Here is a 16,768-nt window from a genome sequence, read left to right as displayed (position 1 = left end):
TGCTCCTTCGAGGGGGATGTATCCGTGCATCACGTGAATTTCCCGCCTGTTACCGGAATATGCCGCCGTCACCTGAAGGATGTGATCACCAGGGCCCGCCGGCCGCGGGCGCGTCCAGGGCCACCGCTTCGGCGAAGTCGGCGTGCGCGGGTGTGTAGGACCGCGCCGCGACGAGGAACATGGAGCGGTCGGTGAGGGCGCGGGCCAGCCGTGCGGGGCTGCCGGGCAGGCGGCGGGCAAGGGCCACGCCCTCGTCGAAGTACGGCGTGAACCGCTCCTCGAACCGGTGGGGGTGGGTGCCTTCGCGGACGGCCGCGCGGATGCCGATCCTGCGCCGCACGTCGGCCAGCTCGGGCAGCCGGCCGGCCTCGCGCAGCCGCTCCGCCTCCTCCTCGAGATCCGGCAGCATGCCGAGGAATCCGTCCCGCGCCTCGCGCGACCACCCGAACTCCGTGCCGTACGGCGGCATCGGCGATCCAGGACTCGCGGCGGGTTCGGCCGCCCGCCCCGAAAGGACGAAGAGGATCCTCCACCACGCGAGGATGCAACTCGGGTTCCTCCGCTCGCCCGTGGCCGCGAGTTCCGCCAGGACCCCCAGGGCCTCGCGCCGGGCGGCCGCGGCGCCCGCCCCGTCCCCGGCGGTCTCCCGCAACCGGGAGAAGTGCACCAGCCCCCAGGTGAATATCGCCAGCGTGACGGGCTGTTCGGCTGCCTTGCGGCGGCTCTCCCCGAGGTGTTCGCCGAAGACGGCCGACGCGGCGTCGTACAGCCCGGCGCCCTCCAGGTTCGCCGCCCGCCGCACCGCCTCCCAGAAGGAGTGTTTCGGGGTCCCGTCGCGGGCGGCCTCCGCGTCGACCTCCGCGGCCTCCGTGAAGCGCCCCTCCTCGGCCAGGGCGTTCGCCAGGGGCTTGCTCCAGCCGGCCTCGGCCAGCTCCCTGCAGATCGCGCGACCCTCGGTTCTGCGCCCGAGGGCGAACAGGGAGGCCTGGTAGGCGTTGAGGGCCTTGTGCAGCCTCCGCCCCCGGTTCGGATCCCCGGCGTCCGCCCCGCGCGCGACCCGGGCGGCCTCCGCGGCCAGCGCGAGGTCCACGTCCGGATCCCGGCTGTCGTAGCGCAGTTCGAGCAGGGCGTCGACCAGCCTCGGCCCGTACGCCTTCGGACTCGCCTCGGCCAGAACCCGGTACGCGCCCACCAGTTCGGCCCGGCTCGGCCGGCCGGACCCGAGCAGCAGCCCGCGGGCCCGCAATACCGCGTCGGGGCACCCGGGGCGGCCCGGGTGCCCCGACGCGGTGTCAGGACTGGCGCCAGACCTGGTTGGCGCTGCCCGCGCAGTCCCAGATCTGGACCTGGGTGCCCGGGGTCGTGGAGCGGTCGGTGTCGTCCAGGCACCTGCCCGACCCGGTGTTGCGCAGGGTGCCGTCGGCCTGCGGCTGCCAGCCTTGCGCGCCGGTGCCGTTGCAGGTGTAGAGCTGCACCTTGGTGCCGTTGGCGGTCCCGGCGGCCGTCACGTCCAGGCACTTGCCGAGCGCCCGCACCGTCCCGTCCGTTCCCACCGTCCACTGCTGGGCGGTGGTGCCGTTGCAGGTGTAGACGTCCACCTTCGTGCCGTCGGCGGAGTTCGCGCCCGCCACGTCGAGGCACAGCCCCTGGTAGCCGACGAGCTGGCCGGACAGCGCCGCGTCCGCCCGGACCACCGTCCACAGGAAAGACGCCGAGGCGGTGGCGCCGGCCGCGTCCCGCGCGGTGACCGTCACGGTGCTGGTGCCCGCGGTGGTCGGAGTGCCGGTGAGGGCGCCCGAGGACGAGATCGACACCCCCGCGGGAAGTCCGGTCGCGCTGAACACCGGGGTCTGGCCCGCCGTGCTGTCGTGCGCGGTGACCTGTACGGAGACCGCGGCGCCCGTCAGGCCCTCCTGCGCGCCCGGGGCGGTCAGCGTCAGCGGGGTGCCGAGCTGGGCCGCGGTGACGTTGAGCGTGCCGGTCAGCGGCAGGCTGCGCGAGGAGTCGCCGACGGCGATGCCGTAGCCGCCGGCCGCCGTCTTCCAGGACCCGGACGTGGCGTCGTACGCCTGCAGGTCGCTCTGGCCGACCTGGAAGGTGACCGTCTGGCTCGCGCCGGGCTGGAGCGTGACCCGGGTGAAGCCCCGCAGCTCACGCGGCGGGTCGCCGGCCCCCGACGGCTTGCTGACGTAGAGCTGCGCGACGTCGGAGCCCGCCCGCGAGCCGGTGTTGGTGACCGTGGCGGTCACCGTGGCCGTACCCCCGGCGGCCAGCGTGCCCACGTGCAGGTCGCTGAAGGCGAAGGAGGTGTACGACAGGCCGTAGCCGAACGGGAAGAGCGGGGTGAGGTTGTTGGCGTCGTAGTAGCGGTAGCCGACGTTCACGCCCTCGGAGTACTGCACCTGGCCGTTGGTGCCCGGCCACTGCGCGGAGGTGTGCGCGGGGACCTGGGACAGCGAGGCCGGGAAGGTCACCGGGAGGTGGCCGGACGGATCGGTGTCGCCGAACAGCAGCGAGGCGATGGCCGTGCCGTCGTTCTGGCCCGGATACCACGCCTCCAGGACACCCTTGACGGAGTTCAGCCACGGCATGGTCACCGCGGAACCGGTGTTGAGCACCACGACCGTGTTCGGGTTGGCCGCCGCGACCGCCGAGACGAGGCTGTTCGCCGAGGACGGCAGGTCGATCCCGCCCAGGTCGCTGCCCTCGGACTCGAAGTCGCTGACGAACACGACCGCGGCGGACGAGGACTGCGCGAGCGACGCGGCGGACGCGGTGTTCGACCCGCTGTCGTACTTCACGGCGACACCGCTGCCGGCCCGCGCGGTGATGCCCTGCAAGGGGGTGACGGTGCCGCTGGAGCCGACCGCCGCGCTGCCGCCGCCCGCGGTCTGCGGGTTGCTGGAGGCGTCGGCGCCGATCACCGCGATCGAGGAGGTGCCCGAGCCGAACGGCAGCACGTTGCCGCTGTTCTTCAGCAGCACGGTGCCCTCGGCGGACAGCTGCGTGGCCGTGTTCTTGTTCGCCGTGCTGGTGGCGACCGCGCCCGGCGAGCCGGAGGGCGCCTTGTCGAACATCCCGAAGGCGAACATCTCGGTGAGGATGCGGCCGGTCATGGTGTTGAGCGTGGCCTGGCTGACCGAACCGCCGCCCACCGCGTTCGTCAGCGCGCTGCCGTAGTAGCCGTCGTTGCCCGGCATGTCCTGGTCCATGCCGGAGTTGGCCGAGGGGGCGGTGGAGTGGGTGGCGCCCCAGTCGGAGGTGACGAAGCCCTGGAAGCCGTACTGCTGGCGCAGCACGGTGGTGAGGAGGTACGGGTTCTGGCAGGCGTACGTGCCGTTGACCGTGCTGTAGGAGCACATCACGGACGAGGCCGCGCCCTGCCCCACCGCGTCCTGGAAGGCGGGCAGGTAGATCTCCTGCATGGCCTTGTCGCTGATCACCGCGTTGTCCGAGGGGGTGTTGCGGTTGATCTCCTGGTTGTAGACGGCCAGGTGCTTGACCTGCGCCATCACCCCGGTCGACTGCACGCCCCGGATGTTGGCCGCGCCCATCTGCCCGTTGAGGTAGGGGTCCTCGCCGATCGACTCGAACGCCCGGCCCCAGCGCGGGTCCCGGTCGATGTTGATGGTCGGGCCGAGGTCCACGGTGGTGCCCTTGGCGGCCTGCTCGGCGCCGATGACATGCCCGTACGACTGCTCGGCGGCGGTGTCCCAGGTGGCGGCGACGGCGACCGGGGCCGGGAGCTGGGTGACGTTCGTCATCCCGTCGGCGACGCCCGCCGGTCCGTCCTCCAGGTTCATCGCCGGGATGCACAGCGACGGGATCGCCGGGGTGAAGCCCACGTAGCTGGAACCGCCGCTGCCGGTGGCCAGGCTCACCTTCTGGGCGGTGGTCATCTGGGCGAGGAGCTGGGAGACCCGGTCCGGGATCGGAGCGGTGGAGTGCACCCAGGGGCAGGCGCTCGCCGCCGCGGGGGCGACGCCGGTGCCCGGCGCCGAGGCCTGGGCCGCGGGGGCGGTGAAGGCGCCGGCCGCTCCTGCGCTGCCGGCGGCCAGGACCAGGGCGGCGAGATACGGCGTCCGCCGTCGCGCCGGTTTCTTGCGGAACGTGTGCACGATGCCTCCAAGCATCTGCCGAGGGGTGTTCCGGTGGGGGGACTTCGGGCGGGGCGCGTTCCGGCGGTGTCCGGTCGGGGACGGGTGCGTGCTGTCGCGCGTACGAGGGCGGCGGCCCTCGGGGACGCTTCGGGACATGGAGACAAGCCCGTGGCGGCGGGCATCACCCGGACCCACCCGGGAACCCCACCACCGGCCGTGTGCCCAGCGGTGCGGGTGTGATTGAACTCGCCTGACAGGTCCGGGTCAAGGTCTGGACCACGATCAGGACCAGCCCTTGACCCTCGACCCGGCATCCGGAGCCATCGTTCAAGGAATGAAGCCAGGATTCCGGTAGGTGAGCTGCACGGAACCCGCGACAACGCGGGGCCGGTGTTTTCCGATCGGGTGTCCGCAGTCCCGCAGGCGAGCTTTTCACCCGAAATGGCGTCGGTTCGCAAGCGGTTACGGACCGGTCCGCGGCCTGGTGACTGCGGATCAGCTCCGTGTTAGGGTCCCGAACAATGCGAATGACGTGTTCTGCCGGTCACCGGTACGCATCGGCGGTGAAGTGGCACGCCCGGCGGGCAGGGACGGACCGCTGAGCAGCCGCCCGCCGCAGGCTCCCCGTAGGCTGTTCCACGAGGGAGCGCATTTCGACGCGGGAAAGCCTCCCGCGTCGGCGTCGGCGCTGCTGTGGCGGACACTGCGCCGCAACGGCCGGAGCGTGGCGGCCGCTGTCGGTCTGCTCTCGGTCTGGCAGTTCTCCGAGGCGATGGTCTCCGTCGTCGTCGGCATGATCATCGACCACGCCGTCGCGGTCGGCAGCGTCCGGGCCCTGCTGGCGTGGAGCGCGCTGCTGCTCCTCGTCTTCGCCTCCCTGATGGTCAGCTACCTCTACGGCGCGGCCGAGGCGTTCCGCACCGACCAGCGTGAACGCCACCGGCTCCGCGTCGAGATCGCCCACCACGTGCTGCGCGCGCCCGGCGCCCGCAGCGGCAGCCTGCCCGGCACCACGCTGTCCCTGGCCACCGCGGACGCCGAGGGCGCCGGCAGTCTGACCCAGCCCGTCGGCTACACGCTGGCGTCGGCCGTCGCCGTGGTGGGCAGCGCGGTCATCCTGCTGCGCATCGACGTCGAACTCGGTCTGGTCGTGCTGCTGGGCATGCCCGTCGTACTGGCACTCATCCAGCTCAGTACGCCCATGATCTCCCGTCGCAGCGGCGCCCAGCTCGCCGAGGTCGCCCGTACCAGCGCCATGGCGGCGGACCTGGTCCGCGGACTGCGCGTGCTCAAGGGCATCGGCGCCGAGGACGTGGCCGCCGCGCGCTACCGCGCGCACAGCCAGGAGGCCAAGCGCGCCGGTATGCGGCTGGGCAGGTCGCACGGGATCCTGGAGGGCGTGTCCACCGGGCTCAGCGGCCTCTTCCTGGCCGCGGTCACCCTGCTCGCGGGCAGCCGCGCGCTCGACGGTGCCATCTCGGTGGGGGATCTCGTCGCCGTCGTCGGCCTCACGCAGTTCCTCGCGGTGCCCATCCGCGCGCTCGGCCGCATCGGCGCGCAAGGGGGGTCGGCGTACGCCTCGGCCGCTCGTATCGTGACGTTCCTGGGGACGCCCCCGCTGCTCGCCGACGGCGACGCGGACGCGGCGGTCGGCGAGGACGCGCAGGTGTCGCTGGACGACGTGACCACCGGTGCGCTGCGAGGCTTCTCCCTCGCGTCCCGGACCGGCGAGCTGCTGTGCCTGGTGATGCCCGATCCTGCCGCTGCCGGGACCCTGGTGCGGTTGCTGAGCGGCGAGATCCCGCCGGACGCCGTCGGCGGCGAGGCCCTGGTCGGGGGTATCCCGATCGACGGGCTGAGCATCCGCGCCCGCAGCGGTTTCCTCCTGGTCAATCCCCATCACACCCACCTGCTGGAAGGCACCCTGCGCGGCAACCTCGACCCCGCGTCCCGGCTGGACGAGGGCCGTCTGGCGCAGGTCCTCGACGCGGCGGCGGCCCGGGACATCGTCGATCTCGACGAGCGGGCGCTGGACCAGTCGGTCACGGCCGACGGGGCGACATTCTCCGGCGGGCAGCGGCAGCGCATCGCCCTGGCCCGGGCGCTGGCGGCCGACCGGCCGTTCCTCGTGCTCGACAACCCGACGACAGCGGTCGACGCGGTCACCGAGCAGCGGATCGCCCGCGGCCTCAAAGCCCTGCGGCACGGCCCCGCCCGTGCGCGTACGACCTGGATCGTCACCACGAGCCCGGCGCTGCTGGCCACCGCGGACCGCGTCGTCGTGGTGGCGGACGGACAGGTGGCCGTCGAGGGCACCCACCGGGAACTGCTGGAACACCCCGACTACCAGGAGCTGGTGCTGCGGTGAGCCAGGAACTGCTGCCGGTCAGCGGCTACCGGCAGACCTTCGGGTTTCTGGGCCGCATGGCCGCGAGCAATCCCCGGGCCACCGCCGCCGCGGCGGGCACGACCCTCCTGGCAAGCGTGGCCGGCCTGGTGCCGGCCTGGGCCATCGGAAAGATCGTCGACGACGTCGGCTCGGGCCGCAACACCATCTTCTCCCAAGCGCTCCTCATCTGTGCCGCCACCGCCGCGGCCGCGGTCTTCGGCGGCCTGTCGGTGACCGCACTGGCCAGTGCCGGTGAGCCCGCGCTCGCCGAACTGCGGGAAGAGGTCCTCGACCGCGCGCTGCACCTGCCCGCGGACCGGATCGAGCGCGCCACCACCGGTGACCTGCTCTCCCGGCTCTCGGACGATGTGCGCACCGTCTCCCAGGGGCTGAGCGACGTCGTGCCGGTGGTCGTGGGCTCGGCCGTCACGGTCGCCCTCACCGCGGCGGGCGCGCTGGCACTCGACTGGCGGCTCGGCCTCGCCGTCGTGGCGGTCACACCGCTGTTCGCGAGGGGGCTGCGCTGGTACCTGCCCCGCTCGGAGCCGCTCTACCGCGAGGAGCGCATCGCCCAGGGGGAGCGTGCCGAAGCGCTCCTGACCGGCATCGGCGCGGCGCCCACGGCCCGTGCCTTCGCGATCGGCCCCCGGCTGCTCCGCCGGATCGAGGACACCTCGCAACGCGTCGCGGCCCTGACCGTCGGCGTCTTCCGCATGTCGCTGCGCTTCCTCATGCGCAACAACCTCACCGAACTGCTGGGCCTGGCCCTGATCCTCGGCCTGGGCTTCGTCCTGGTACGCGACGACCTCACCACGGTCGGCGCCGTCACGACGGCCGCCCTGTACTTCCTGCGGCTGTTCACCCCGATCGCCGGGATCCTCTTCACCTTCGACCGCTTCCAGGCGGTCGGAGCGGCCCTGTCCCGGCTGGTCGGCATCGCGCTGATGCCGAAACCCCCGGCGCCGGAGGGGCACCTCGAAGCCGGACGGGGCGAGATCGTCCTGTCCGGGATCACCCACGAGTACACCCCGGGTACGCCGGTGCTGCGCGAGGTGTCGCTGCGTATCGCCCCGGGCGAGCGGGTCGCCCTGGTCGGTGCCACCGGGGCGGGCAAGACGACACTGGGCGCGATCGCCGCCGGCGTGCTGCGACCCTCCCGCGGCGTGGTGACCTACGGCGGGACGCCGTACGACCCCGGCCGGACCGGCGTGCGCGCCAACGTCTTCCTCATCACCCAGGACGCCCACGCCTTCGCCGGCACGGTACGGGACTTCCTGACGCTGGTCCGCCCGGACGCCGCCGACCAGGACGTACGGCGCGCCCTCGACGCCACCGGGGCGGACCGGTGGGTCGACGCCCTTCCCGACGGGCTCGGCACCGTCATCGGCGAGGAGGGGAGCCGGCTGACGCCGGACCAGGTCCAGCATCTCGCGCTGGCCCGGGTGGTGCTGGGCGACCCGTGGTTCGTGGTGCTGGACGAGGCGACGGCCGAGGCCGGCTCCGCGGGTGCGCGGGTCCTGGAAGCGGCCGCGACCGCTGCTATACGGGGCCGTACCGCCCTCGTCGTGGCGCACCGGCTGACCCAGGCCCGACTGGCGGACCGCGTCCTGGTCATGAAGGACGGGGCGATCGCCGAGCAGGGGACCCACGAGGAACTCCTCGCACGCCAGGGCCACTACTCCCGGCTCTGGCAGGCGTGGTCCGACCACCACGCGACGACCTGACCTCCGCCGTCCTCGCCGCCCGGCGCCGAGGGGGCGGCTCCTACCGGCCCCCGGCCCGTTCGATCAGTCCCGCCTCATGGGCGATGATGGCTGCCTGGACCCGGTTGCCCACCGCCAGTCTCGTGAAGATGGAGCTGACATGCGTTTTGACCGTCCCCTCCACAAGGTGCAGACGGCGGGCGATCTGGGCGTTCGACAGACCCGCGCCGAGGAGGCCGAGCACCTCCCGCTCGCGTCCGCTGAGCGTGCCGATCCGCTCGTACGCGGCCCGCTGGCCCGCCGTACGGCTCGACGGCAGGCCGTTGATGACCCGGCGTGCGGCTTCGGGCGAGAGATAGGCCGCGCCCTCGGCAACCGCGTGTACCGCCGCGATCAGTTCGCGCGGGTCGCCGGACTTCAGCAGGAAACGCTCGCGCCGTCGCTCAGCGCCCGGGAGATGTAGTCGTCGTTGCCGAACGTCGTGAGGATGATCACCGCGGTGGGCGTGTCGGACCGCAGGATCTCCGACGCCGCGTCCAGCCCGTCCAGTTGCGGCATCTGGACGTCGAGGAGCGCCACGTCCGGCCGGTGACGGCGCACGAATTCCACGGCCTGCCGGCCGTCGGCGGCCTCCGCCACCACCTCGATCTCCGGGTCCGCCGACAGGATGGCACGGGCGCCCGCCCGTATCATCCCCTCGTCGTCCGCCAGCAGCACGCGAATCACAGGACTCTCCCTCTTTCCCTCGGCACGGCATCCTCCGCGCCGCGTTCCCACCGGGACGCGCGGTGACGGACTCCCCGCACGCCTCGGCGCCCGAGCGGCGGGCCGACCGGCTGCGCACCGCGCTGGGATCCCTGGCGCGGCGCAGACCCGTCGGCGCAGCGGCCCTGTGGGCCGCCCTCACCTTCCCCCCGCTGTTCGCTTCCCCCGCCGAGCTGACCTCGGCGTCCCTCCGATGGAGGCTCGCCGGGGTGGCCCTGCTCCTGCCGGCCATCGCGTTCCGCAACCGCTGTCTGCCGCTGTCCTGGTGCGTCAGTACGGTACTCGCCTTGATCAACGTGTGGTTCTCACCGGCCATGTTCGCGATGAGCTATCTGATCGGCCGCCGCAATGTGCGGGGGCGGTCGGCGCGGACGGCACTCGCGGTGGGCCTGGTGGCCCTGGCCGTCGTGGGCACCGGCGTCACGGCGGGGCAGTTCGGGACCGTGCGCGACAACGCACCCTTCCTCGTGGGCGCGGTCACCGCCGGACTGGCCGGGCGCCACCGCTACCAGCGGCGTGCACTGGAACTCGCTGGCTGGCAGCACGCCCAGAACCTGGAGCGCGAGCAGGACCTCGTGACGGACCGCGCCCGTGTCCGCGAACGGGCCCGTATCGCCCAGGACATGCACGACCAGCTCGGCCACGACCTCACGCTCATCGCCCTGCAGGCCGGCGCCCTGGAGGTCAATCCGCAACTCGACGCGTCGGCACGGGCCGCGGCGGGCGACCTGCGGCTGAACTCGGCCCGCGCCGTGGAGCGGCTCGGCGACATCATCGGGGTGCTGCGCGTGGACGGCGATCGCGGCGGCGCCGGCAGGCCGTGTGAGGACGTCCTGAGCACGGTGGACCGGGCCCGCAAGGCCGGGATGCTGGTCGAGCTGCGGCCCGTCGGCCTCGATGCCGCCTCACCGCCCGTGGTGGAGGAGACGGTGCAGCGCGTGGTGCAGGAGGCCCTCACCAACGCCGCCAAGCACGCGCCGGGTGCCGAGGTCCGGGTGCGTGTGGAGAGATGGGCGGACCGGACGGGCGTCACGGTCACCAACGAGGCCCCCGACCGTCCGCCCGGGGACAGCAGCGGCACCGGCATGGGCTTGGCCGGCCTCGCCGAGCGCGTCACGCTCCTCGGGGGCTCACTGATCACCCGTGGGCGCAAGGACGGCGGGTTCGAGGTGACCGCGCGGCTGCCGCACCCCGGCCCCCCGCACGGCACCGAACCGGCGCCCCCGACCGAACGGGTGGCGGCCCCCGCGTCGCTCGGCGCCCGCCAGCGGGCCGAGCGGCGCGTCCGCCGCAGCCTGGCGGCGGCGGTGGCGGTTCCGGCCCTGGCGACAGCGGCCGTGGCGGCGCTCGTCGTGGACTACTCCTCCCGGAACCTCGACGGCACGACGCTGGACGCCGAGGTCTACCGCGGCCTGCACAACGGCCAGACCTGGGAGGAGGTGCGGGACCAACTGCCGTCCCGGCAGCTGCGGGTGAGCGCCGACATCGAGCGGCTTCCCAAGCCCGCGCGGGCCTCCTGCACGTTCTACCGTGCCGAGAGCGGCGGGTACTTCTCCCTGCGCTCCCAGGTGTACCGGCTCTGTTTCACCGACGGAAAGCTCGTGTCGAAGGCGCTGCTGCGCAGGGACGCCCACTGATCGGCCCGCGGGCCGCCGAGCGGGGCGACCGACCGCGGCCGACTCTGCCGAAAGTCGTAGCGCCGCTCTGTCGAACGGCCGAGGACCCGGCAGGGGCAGGCTCCCTAGCGTCTCCCTCATGACACCAGACCTGAGGACGCGCCGACGATGATCACGTTGCGCGCGGTGACGAAGCGGTACGGGCCGGCCGTGGCCGTGGACAACCTGAACCTGGAGATCCCGGCCGGCCGGGTGACCGGCTTCCTGGGCCCCAACGGCGCCGGCAAGTCGACCACCATGCGGATGATCATGGGGTTGGACCGTCCGACCACCGGTGAGGCACTGATCCACGGCAAGCCCTACTCGGCGCTGAAGTACCCGCTGCGCGAGGTCGGGGCGCTCCTTGACGCCAAGGCGCTCCACCCGGGCCGCAGCGCCCGGAGCCACTTGCTGGCCATGGCCCGGACGAACGGCATCCCGCGCAAGCGCGTCAGCGAGATGCAGCTGACCGCCGACCACCTGGTCGTCATCGGCAGGAGGCGCCTACTGGCCGACGACACCGTCGAGCAGGTCATCGCGCGCAGTTCGCTGACCGCCGTCAGGGTGCGCACGCCCGACCGCCGCGGACTCGACCACCTGGCGGCCCGTCTGGCGACGCCCGGCGTCGACGTCCGGTGGAATTCCGAGCACGAGATCATGGTCTCCGGCGCGACGGTGGAGGCCATCGGCGACCTCGCCTTCGACCTCGGCGTCAGACTGCACGAACTGCGGGTGGTGGAGGCCTCGTTGGAGGAGGCCTACATGGAGATGACCGCGGGCAGCATCGAGTACAGGTCGCCGAAGCCCCCGGGCGCGGGCCCGGCCCAGCCCGACGCCCAGCAGAATGCGGAGGCCTGAGCCATGCCGAACGCGCCCACGAATCCGGCCGGCACCGGCCGCACGTCCGCCCCCGCTGTCGTTTCCTCCTACGGCCGCGGCGGCACCGCCGGCGCGGTGGCGGCGGAGTGGACCAAGCTGTGGTCCGTGCGGGCCACCTGGTGGTGTCTGGCGGGCTCCGTCGTCCTGATGGCCCTCTTCGCGCCCGCCCTCGGCGGCAGCACGGCGAACAACTACCGCACCGACGGCGTCGACGAGGAGATCCCGATCGCCCACTCGTCCGTGCCGGCGATGAACCTGGTGCAGTTCGCCGTCGTGGCACTCGCCATGCTGGCGATGACGACCGAGTACTCCACGGGCAGCATCCGCACGACGCTCCAGTGCGTGCCGATGCGCGGCCGGATGCTCTTCGCGAAGTCCGCGATCGCCGCGCCGGTCATGTTCGTCGTCGGGATCGCCCTGGCGGTGGTCGGCACCGTCACCACCACGCCGCTGCTGTTCGAGTACGCGGACACCGACATGGGCAAGGCCGTCCCGACCGTCCTGGCCGCCGGCGTCTACGTCGCCCCCGTGGGCGTCTTCGCCATCGGCGTGGGCGCCGCGGTGCGCAGCGCGGTGGGCACCCTCACGACCGTCTTCATGGTCCTCGCGGGCCTGCCGGGCGCCCTGGCCGTGTCCGACAACGACCTCACCCGGAAGATCCTCGACTACCTCCCGTCCACCGCGGGCCAGCACCTGATGGACGGCGACACCCACCCGTACGGAAGGCCGGCGGCGCTCCTCGTCACCCTCGTGTGGGTGGCGGCGGCCCAGGCGGCCGGATACATCGTCCTGCGCAGGCGGGACGCCTGAGCGGACGGAGGGCGGCCGTACGCGAAGGCATATCCTTCACCGGCACGGAGCCGGCCCGAGGGGATTCGAGATGCCACTGAGCCTGGACGAAGCGGTGGCCCAACTCGGCCACCGGCTTTCGCCCAAGCGGCGTTCCGCCGCAACGCGCCTGTACCGGCTCGCCGATCCCGCCGCGGGCCCGCCCCTGCTGGCGGCCCTCCGGCGGGAGGTCCACGACACCCGCACGTGGGAGACCCAGTACCGGATGGTCATGGCTCTGGGAGCGTGCGGTCACCGGCCCGCCCTCGACCTGCTCCGGGAACTCGCCCAGCGGCCCTTCGAAGCGACCACGGTGTACGTCGCGCTCGGCGACGCCGTCCTCCGGCTGAGCACGCCGGAGGACACCGCCCGCTCCCTGCGATGGTGCTTGGAGACCGGAGTCCCGATGCTCGCCGACGGTGCACTGCGCGCCGTCGCCACGCAGCGACTTCCGCTGGACGCGGCCACGATCCACTACGTCCTCGACTTCCTCGGCCCCCTGGACCCTCACGACTGCCTACGGTTCTGGGCCGCTGCCGCCGCCGCGGGCTGGACGGGCCCCCGGGTCACGGAGTTCCTCCGGGAATGTGCGGCCGGTCCCCGGTCCGACGTGGCCGAGGCGGCCACGTCGTCGCTGCAGGGCAGGTACCGGACGTACTCGCCCCTGTAGGGACCGGCTCCGGGGGAGATCCGGTGGTCCACCGGGCTGAGGGAGACGACCCGTCCGCGGGATCGGTGTCAGTGCTGCCTGCGAGCATACGGATCATGACGCGATCCGACGATCTCCTGGCGGGGCTGGACGACATCGACTGGGCAACCCTGGGGCACGCCTACGGCGGCGCCGAGGATGTGCCCGGCCAGCTCCGGGCGGTGTGCGGGCCGGACGAGGACGCACGGGAGAGCGCCTTCCGCAGTCTGTTCGGCAACATCTTCCACCAGGGCACGCGGTATTCGGCCTCTCCGTACGCCGTGCCGTTCCTCTCCCGGATCGCCGTCGCCGGTCCGCCCGGCGCCCGGGCCGGCGCCCTGCTCCTGCTGGCCCGTCTGGCCGTCGACTGGCACGACGAGTACGACCTGCCGCTCGGCATCGACACCGCAGCGTGGCGCGCCGCGGTCGTCAGCCCCGAAGAGAACCTGCGCTGGTACGACGAGCAGATCGCCGGCGAAACCGACGAGGAGCGGCTGAAGCACCTGCGCGAGGGACGGGCGTACTGCGCGGCGGGGCACCCCGTCGACAGCCGTGAAGGCGCACTTCGCTCCTACGACGCGGTCCGCGCCCAGCTCCCCGCACTGCTCGGGCTGCTCGCCGACCACGACCCGGACGGCCGGCTCCGGGCCTACCTCGACCACGAGCACCCCTTGCCGCGCTGGGCCGCCGCCACCGCCCACCACGCGGGCGACCTGCACAGCTACACCGTCCGCAGTTTGCTGCACCTGAGGGACGCTACCGAGGATCCGGACCGGGTCCTTCTGCAGATCACCCGCGCCCTGCCTCATGTCGAGGAGACCGGAATCGTGCCCCGCCCGCCGGCGGTCCGCGCCGGAAACCTACTGGAAGCCCTGTTCGAGCCCGCGGACACCGTACCGGTGCTCGCCGAACTCTCCCCTGGACGACGGGAGGTGCTGAGGGTCCTGGCCGAGTCGCTGACCGCAGCGGACTTCCAGCCCGTGCCGTTCGGCTCCGATCTCCACGAGCGATTCACCCGGTACGGCCTCCCCGGTACCCGCCCCGCCCTACGCGCCTACGTCGGACTGCCCACCGAGGGCGAGGACCCGAGCGCCCCCCTCCCCGACCCCTGGGAAGCGTTCCGCAAGCGCTGAGGGCGGCGCGCCGGAGCGGCGGGCACCGACCGCGGGCCACCCGCCCCGACTTCGCTATTGCGGCGGTATCGCAGCAGCTCGGAGTGCGTATGAGGGGAGTGGCTGCAATCCTCTCGACCTGTCACGGTGGCGGAATGGACGGCAGCGAGCACACCCACGATCTCCTGCACACCCACGACGCGGACGAGCCCGCTCACCTGCACGCCCACGGCCGTTCCCCGGGACATGGGCACGTCGGCTCGCGCTGGGCCCGGCTGCGTCACCAGGCCGGACACGTGCTCACTTCGCACAGCCACGACGCCGGGGACAAGGTCGACTCCGTGATGGAGACGTCCCGCGACGGCATGCGCACCCTGTGGCTGTCCCTGGTGATCCTGGGCACGACCACCGTCGTCCAGGCCGTCGTCGTCGCGCTGTCCGGCTCGGTGGCGCTGCTGGGCGATACCGTCCACAACGCCGCCGACGCGCTGACCGCGGTCCCGCTCGGCATCGCGTTCGTCCTCGGCCGCCGGGCAGCCAACCGCCGCTACACCTACGGCTACGGACGCGCGGAAGACCTGGCGGGCATCGCCATTGTGCTGACGATCGCCGCATCCTCCGCACTGGCCGCCTACGAGGCGGTCGACCGGCTGGCCGACCCTCGCGACGTCACTCATCTGCGGGCCGTCGCTGTCGCCGCGGTCATCGGGTTCGTCGGCAACGAGTGGGTGGCCCGCTACCGCGTGCGCACCGGCCGCCGCATCGGGTCCGCCGCCCTCGTCGCCGACGGCCTGCACGCCCGCGCCGACGGCTTCACCTCGCTGGCCGTCCTCCTCGGTGCCGGCGGCGCCGCCGTCGGATGGCGCTGGGCCGACCCCGTCGTCGGCCTCCTGATCACCGCGGCGATCCTGCTCGTCCTCAAGGACGCCGCCCGTGAGGTCTGCCGGCGCCTGATGGACTCCGTCGACCCCGCCCTGGTCGACACAGCGGAGAAGACGCTGCGCGAGGTCGACGGCGTGCTCGACATCGGCCAGGTCCGCATGCGCTGGATCGGCCACGCGCTGCGCGCCGAAGCGGACATCGTCATCGACCCGCACAACAGCGTCGTCCAGGCCCATGCGATGGCCGTGGCCGCCGAACACGCCCTCATCCACGCCGTCCCCCGCCTGACCGCCGCCACCGTGCACATCGACCACCTCGTCCACGGCGCCGACCCCCACGCCCCCCTCGCCCACCACACAGCCGCCTGAACTCCGGGCCGCACGACGAGCAGCACATCGCGAGGGCACGGGAGGAGCGGGCGAGACCGACAGTCGTGCCCCCTCCCCGCGACGGCCCGCCGGCGTATCCGGCGGGTCGTCGCGGCTGCCCGCAGCCCGGAGTGCCCGGCCGGGACTCCGCCGACGGCCGGGGGAGGCTACGGTGGGGGGCCGTCGCCGTCGGAGGGGGGCCGGGCTCGTGGAGCTGGCCGGGGTGAATCTGCTCGATCCGCAACTGCACCGCATGGGGCCGCCGTACGCGGTGCTGGCGCGGCTGCGGCGGGAGGCGCCGGTCTTCCTGCACCGGCGCAGCGGGATGCCGCCGTTCTGGATGCTGACCCGGCACGCGGACGTCGCGGCGGTGGCCGCCGACTGGGAGGGCTTCTCCTCGGCCGCCAACGGGGCGCTGCTGGAGGAGGAGCCGACCGGTCCGGCGGACGCGCTGCACACCTCGCTGCTGCACCTGGACCCGCCGGAGCACGCCGTGCTGCGCGGCGCGGTCGGCGCGGGCTTCACCGCGGAGGCCACCGAGCGGCTCACCGTACGGCTGCGCACCCTGTGCACGCTCGTCCTGGACCGGGTCTGCGAGCGCGGCGGCTGCGACTTCGTCGAGGACGTGGCCGCGGAGTTCTCGCTGCTGCCGCTCGCCGAGATGCTGGGCTTTCCCGACGCCGCCGACCGGCGCCGGGTGCACCGGCTGGCCCGCACGCTCAGCGACCCGCTGGAGCGGCTGGACCCGGACGCCGTGATGCGGGCGACCATGGGCCTGTTCGACGTCGCCCGGGAGCTGCGGCAGCAGAGCCCGGAAGGCGGCCTGGCGGAGCTGACCGGCCGGCAGTTCGAGCTGTTCTTCCTGCTGCTCGCGACCGCGGGCCACATGACGGCGCAGCAGCTGATGTCCGGCGCGCTGCTGGCGCTCTTCGAGGACCCGGACGCCTGGCGGCGGCTGACGGCGGAGCCGGAGCTGCCCGGCACCGCCGTCGACGAGCTGGTGCGCTTCGTGTCGCCGGTCATGACCTTCCAGCGGACCGCCACCGCCGACACCGAGATCGGCGGGCAGGCGATCGCCAAGGGCGACCGGGTCGCGCTCTGCTACGCGGCCGCCAACCGCGACGAGTCCGTCTTCGCCGACCCGGACCGCCTGGACCTGGAGCGCGATCCCAACCCCCACCTCGGCTTCGGCCTCGGACCGCACCACTGCCTCGGCGACGGGCTCGCCCGCCTGCAGACCCGGGTGCTGTTCGAGGAGCTGGCCCGGCGGATGCCGGACATCGAGCCGGCGGGACCGGTGGACCGGCTCGGCTCGACCTTCCTGAACGGGATCCGCTCCCTGCCGGTGCGCTTCACCCCGTCACCGCCGGTGCGCCGCCGGGCCCGCGGCTGAGCGCCG

11 protein-coding genes and 1 pseudogene are annotated in these 16,768 nt (G+C 73.2%); 9 read left to right on the top strand and 3 right to left on the bottom strand.

Annotated features, from left to right (window positions below; translation table 11 throughout):
* Positions 1-85: 85 nt before the first annotated feature.
* Both ACH4SL_RS29410 and ACH4SL_RS29405 read right to left on the bottom strand, forming a co-directional pair.
* On the bottom strand, positions 86-1,246 hold the full coding sequence (locus tag ACH4SL_RS29410; RefSeq protein ID WP_398450968.1) for a hypothetical protein: 1,161 nt from the start codon (positions 1,244-1,246) through the stop codon (positions 86-88).
* A 46-nt stretch (positions 1,247-1,292) separates the two neighbouring features.
* On the bottom strand, positions 1,293-4,118 hold the full coding sequence (locus ACH4SL_RS29405; RefSeq protein ID WP_398450966.1) for a glycoside hydrolase family 3 C-terminal domain-containing protein: 2,826 nt from the start codon (positions 4,116-4,118) through the stop codon (positions 1,293-1,295).
* Positions 4,119-4,824: 706 nt separating this feature from the next.
* Between ACH4SL_RS29405 and ACH4SL_RS29400 the strand changes: the two genes are divergently transcribed.
* Together ACH4SL_RS29400 and ACH4SL_RS29395 are read left to right on the top strand one after the other, a co-directional pair.
* Positions 4,825-6,468 carry an ABC transporter transmembrane domain-containing protein gene (locus ACH4SL_RS29400; protein ID WP_398450964.1) on the top strand — a complete coding sequence of 548 codons (1,644 nt, stop codon included), beginning with the start codon at positions 4,825-4,827 and terminating at the stop codon, positions 6,466-6,468.
* Positions 6,465-8,213: an ABC transporter ATP-binding protein gene (locus tag ACH4SL_RS29395; RefSeq protein ID WP_398450962.1), complete on the top strand. Its 1,749-nt coding sequence runs from the start codon at positions 6,465-6,467 to the stop codon at positions 8,211-8,213. Before ACH4SL_RS29400 ends, ACH4SL_RS29395 begins: the two co-directional genes overlap by 4 nt.
* A 40-nt stretch (positions 8,214-8,253) precedes the next feature.
* Here ACH4SL_RS29395 and ACH4SL_RS29390 read toward each other — a convergent pair.
* Positions 8,254-8,918 (bottom strand): annotated as a pseudogene (locus ACH4SL_RS29390) (response regulator).
* A gap of 62 nt (positions 8,919-8,980) precedes the next feature.
* Here ACH4SL_RS29390 and ACH4SL_RS29385 point away from each other — a divergent pair.
* The 7 genes from ACH4SL_RS29385 to ACH4SL_RS29355 all read left to right on the top strand — a co-directional run bounded on the left by ACH4SL_RS29385 (position 8,981) and on the right by ACH4SL_RS29355 (position 16,762).
* Positions 8,981-10,594 (top strand): sensor histidine kinase, encoded by a 1,614-nt coding sequence (locus tag ACH4SL_RS29385; protein ID WP_398450959.1) that lies wholly within the window; start codon positions 8,981-8,983, stop codon positions 10,592-10,594.
* A gap of 147 nt (positions 10,595-10,741) precedes the next feature.
* On the top strand, positions 10,742-11,470 hold the full coding sequence (locus tag ACH4SL_RS29380; protein WP_398450957.1) for an ATP-binding cassette domain-containing protein: 729 nt from the start codon (positions 10,742-10,744) through the stop codon (positions 11,468-11,470).
* Positions 11,471-11,473: 3 nt separating this feature from the next.
* Positions 11,474-12,301 (top strand): ABC transporter, encoded by an 828-nt coding sequence (locus ACH4SL_RS29375; protein ID WP_398450955.1) that lies wholly within the window; start codon positions 11,474-11,476, stop codon positions 12,299-12,301.
* 70 nt (positions 12,302-12,371) lie between these two features.
* Positions 12,372-12,989: a HEAT repeat domain-containing protein gene (locus ACH4SL_RS29370; RefSeq protein ID WP_398450953.1), complete on the top strand. Its 618-nt coding sequence runs from the start codon at positions 12,372-12,374 to the stop codon at positions 12,987-12,989.
* A gap of 95 nt (positions 12,990-13,084) precedes the next feature.
* Positions 13,085-14,140: a hypothetical protein gene (locus tag ACH4SL_RS29365; RefSeq protein WP_398450950.1), complete on the top strand. Its 1,056-nt coding sequence runs from the start codon at positions 13,085-13,087 to the stop codon at positions 14,138-14,140.
* Positions 14,141-14,274: 134 nt separating this feature from the next.
* Positions 14,275-15,369: a cation diffusion facilitator family transporter gene (locus ACH4SL_RS29360; RefSeq protein WP_398450948.1), complete on the top strand. Its 1,095-nt coding sequence runs from the start codon at positions 14,275-14,277 to the stop codon at positions 15,367-15,369.
* Between the two features lie 208 nt (positions 15,370-15,577).
* Positions 15,578-16,762, top strand: coding sequence for a cytochrome P450 (locus tag ACH4SL_RS29355; RefSeq protein WP_398450945.1), 1,185 nt, complete (start codon positions 15,578-15,580; stop codon positions 16,760-16,762).
* Positions 16,763-16,768: the final 6 nt, after the last annotated feature.

Source organism: Streptomyces sp. NPDC021020 (genome assembly GCF_044333285.1).
Classification (GTDB): domain Bacteria; phylum Actinomycetota; class Actinomycetes; order Streptomycetales; family Streptomycetaceae; genus Actinacidiphila.
The sequence above is the reverse complement of the archived record's forward strand: the minus strand, read 5'-3'. Positions and strand labels throughout refer to the sequence as shown.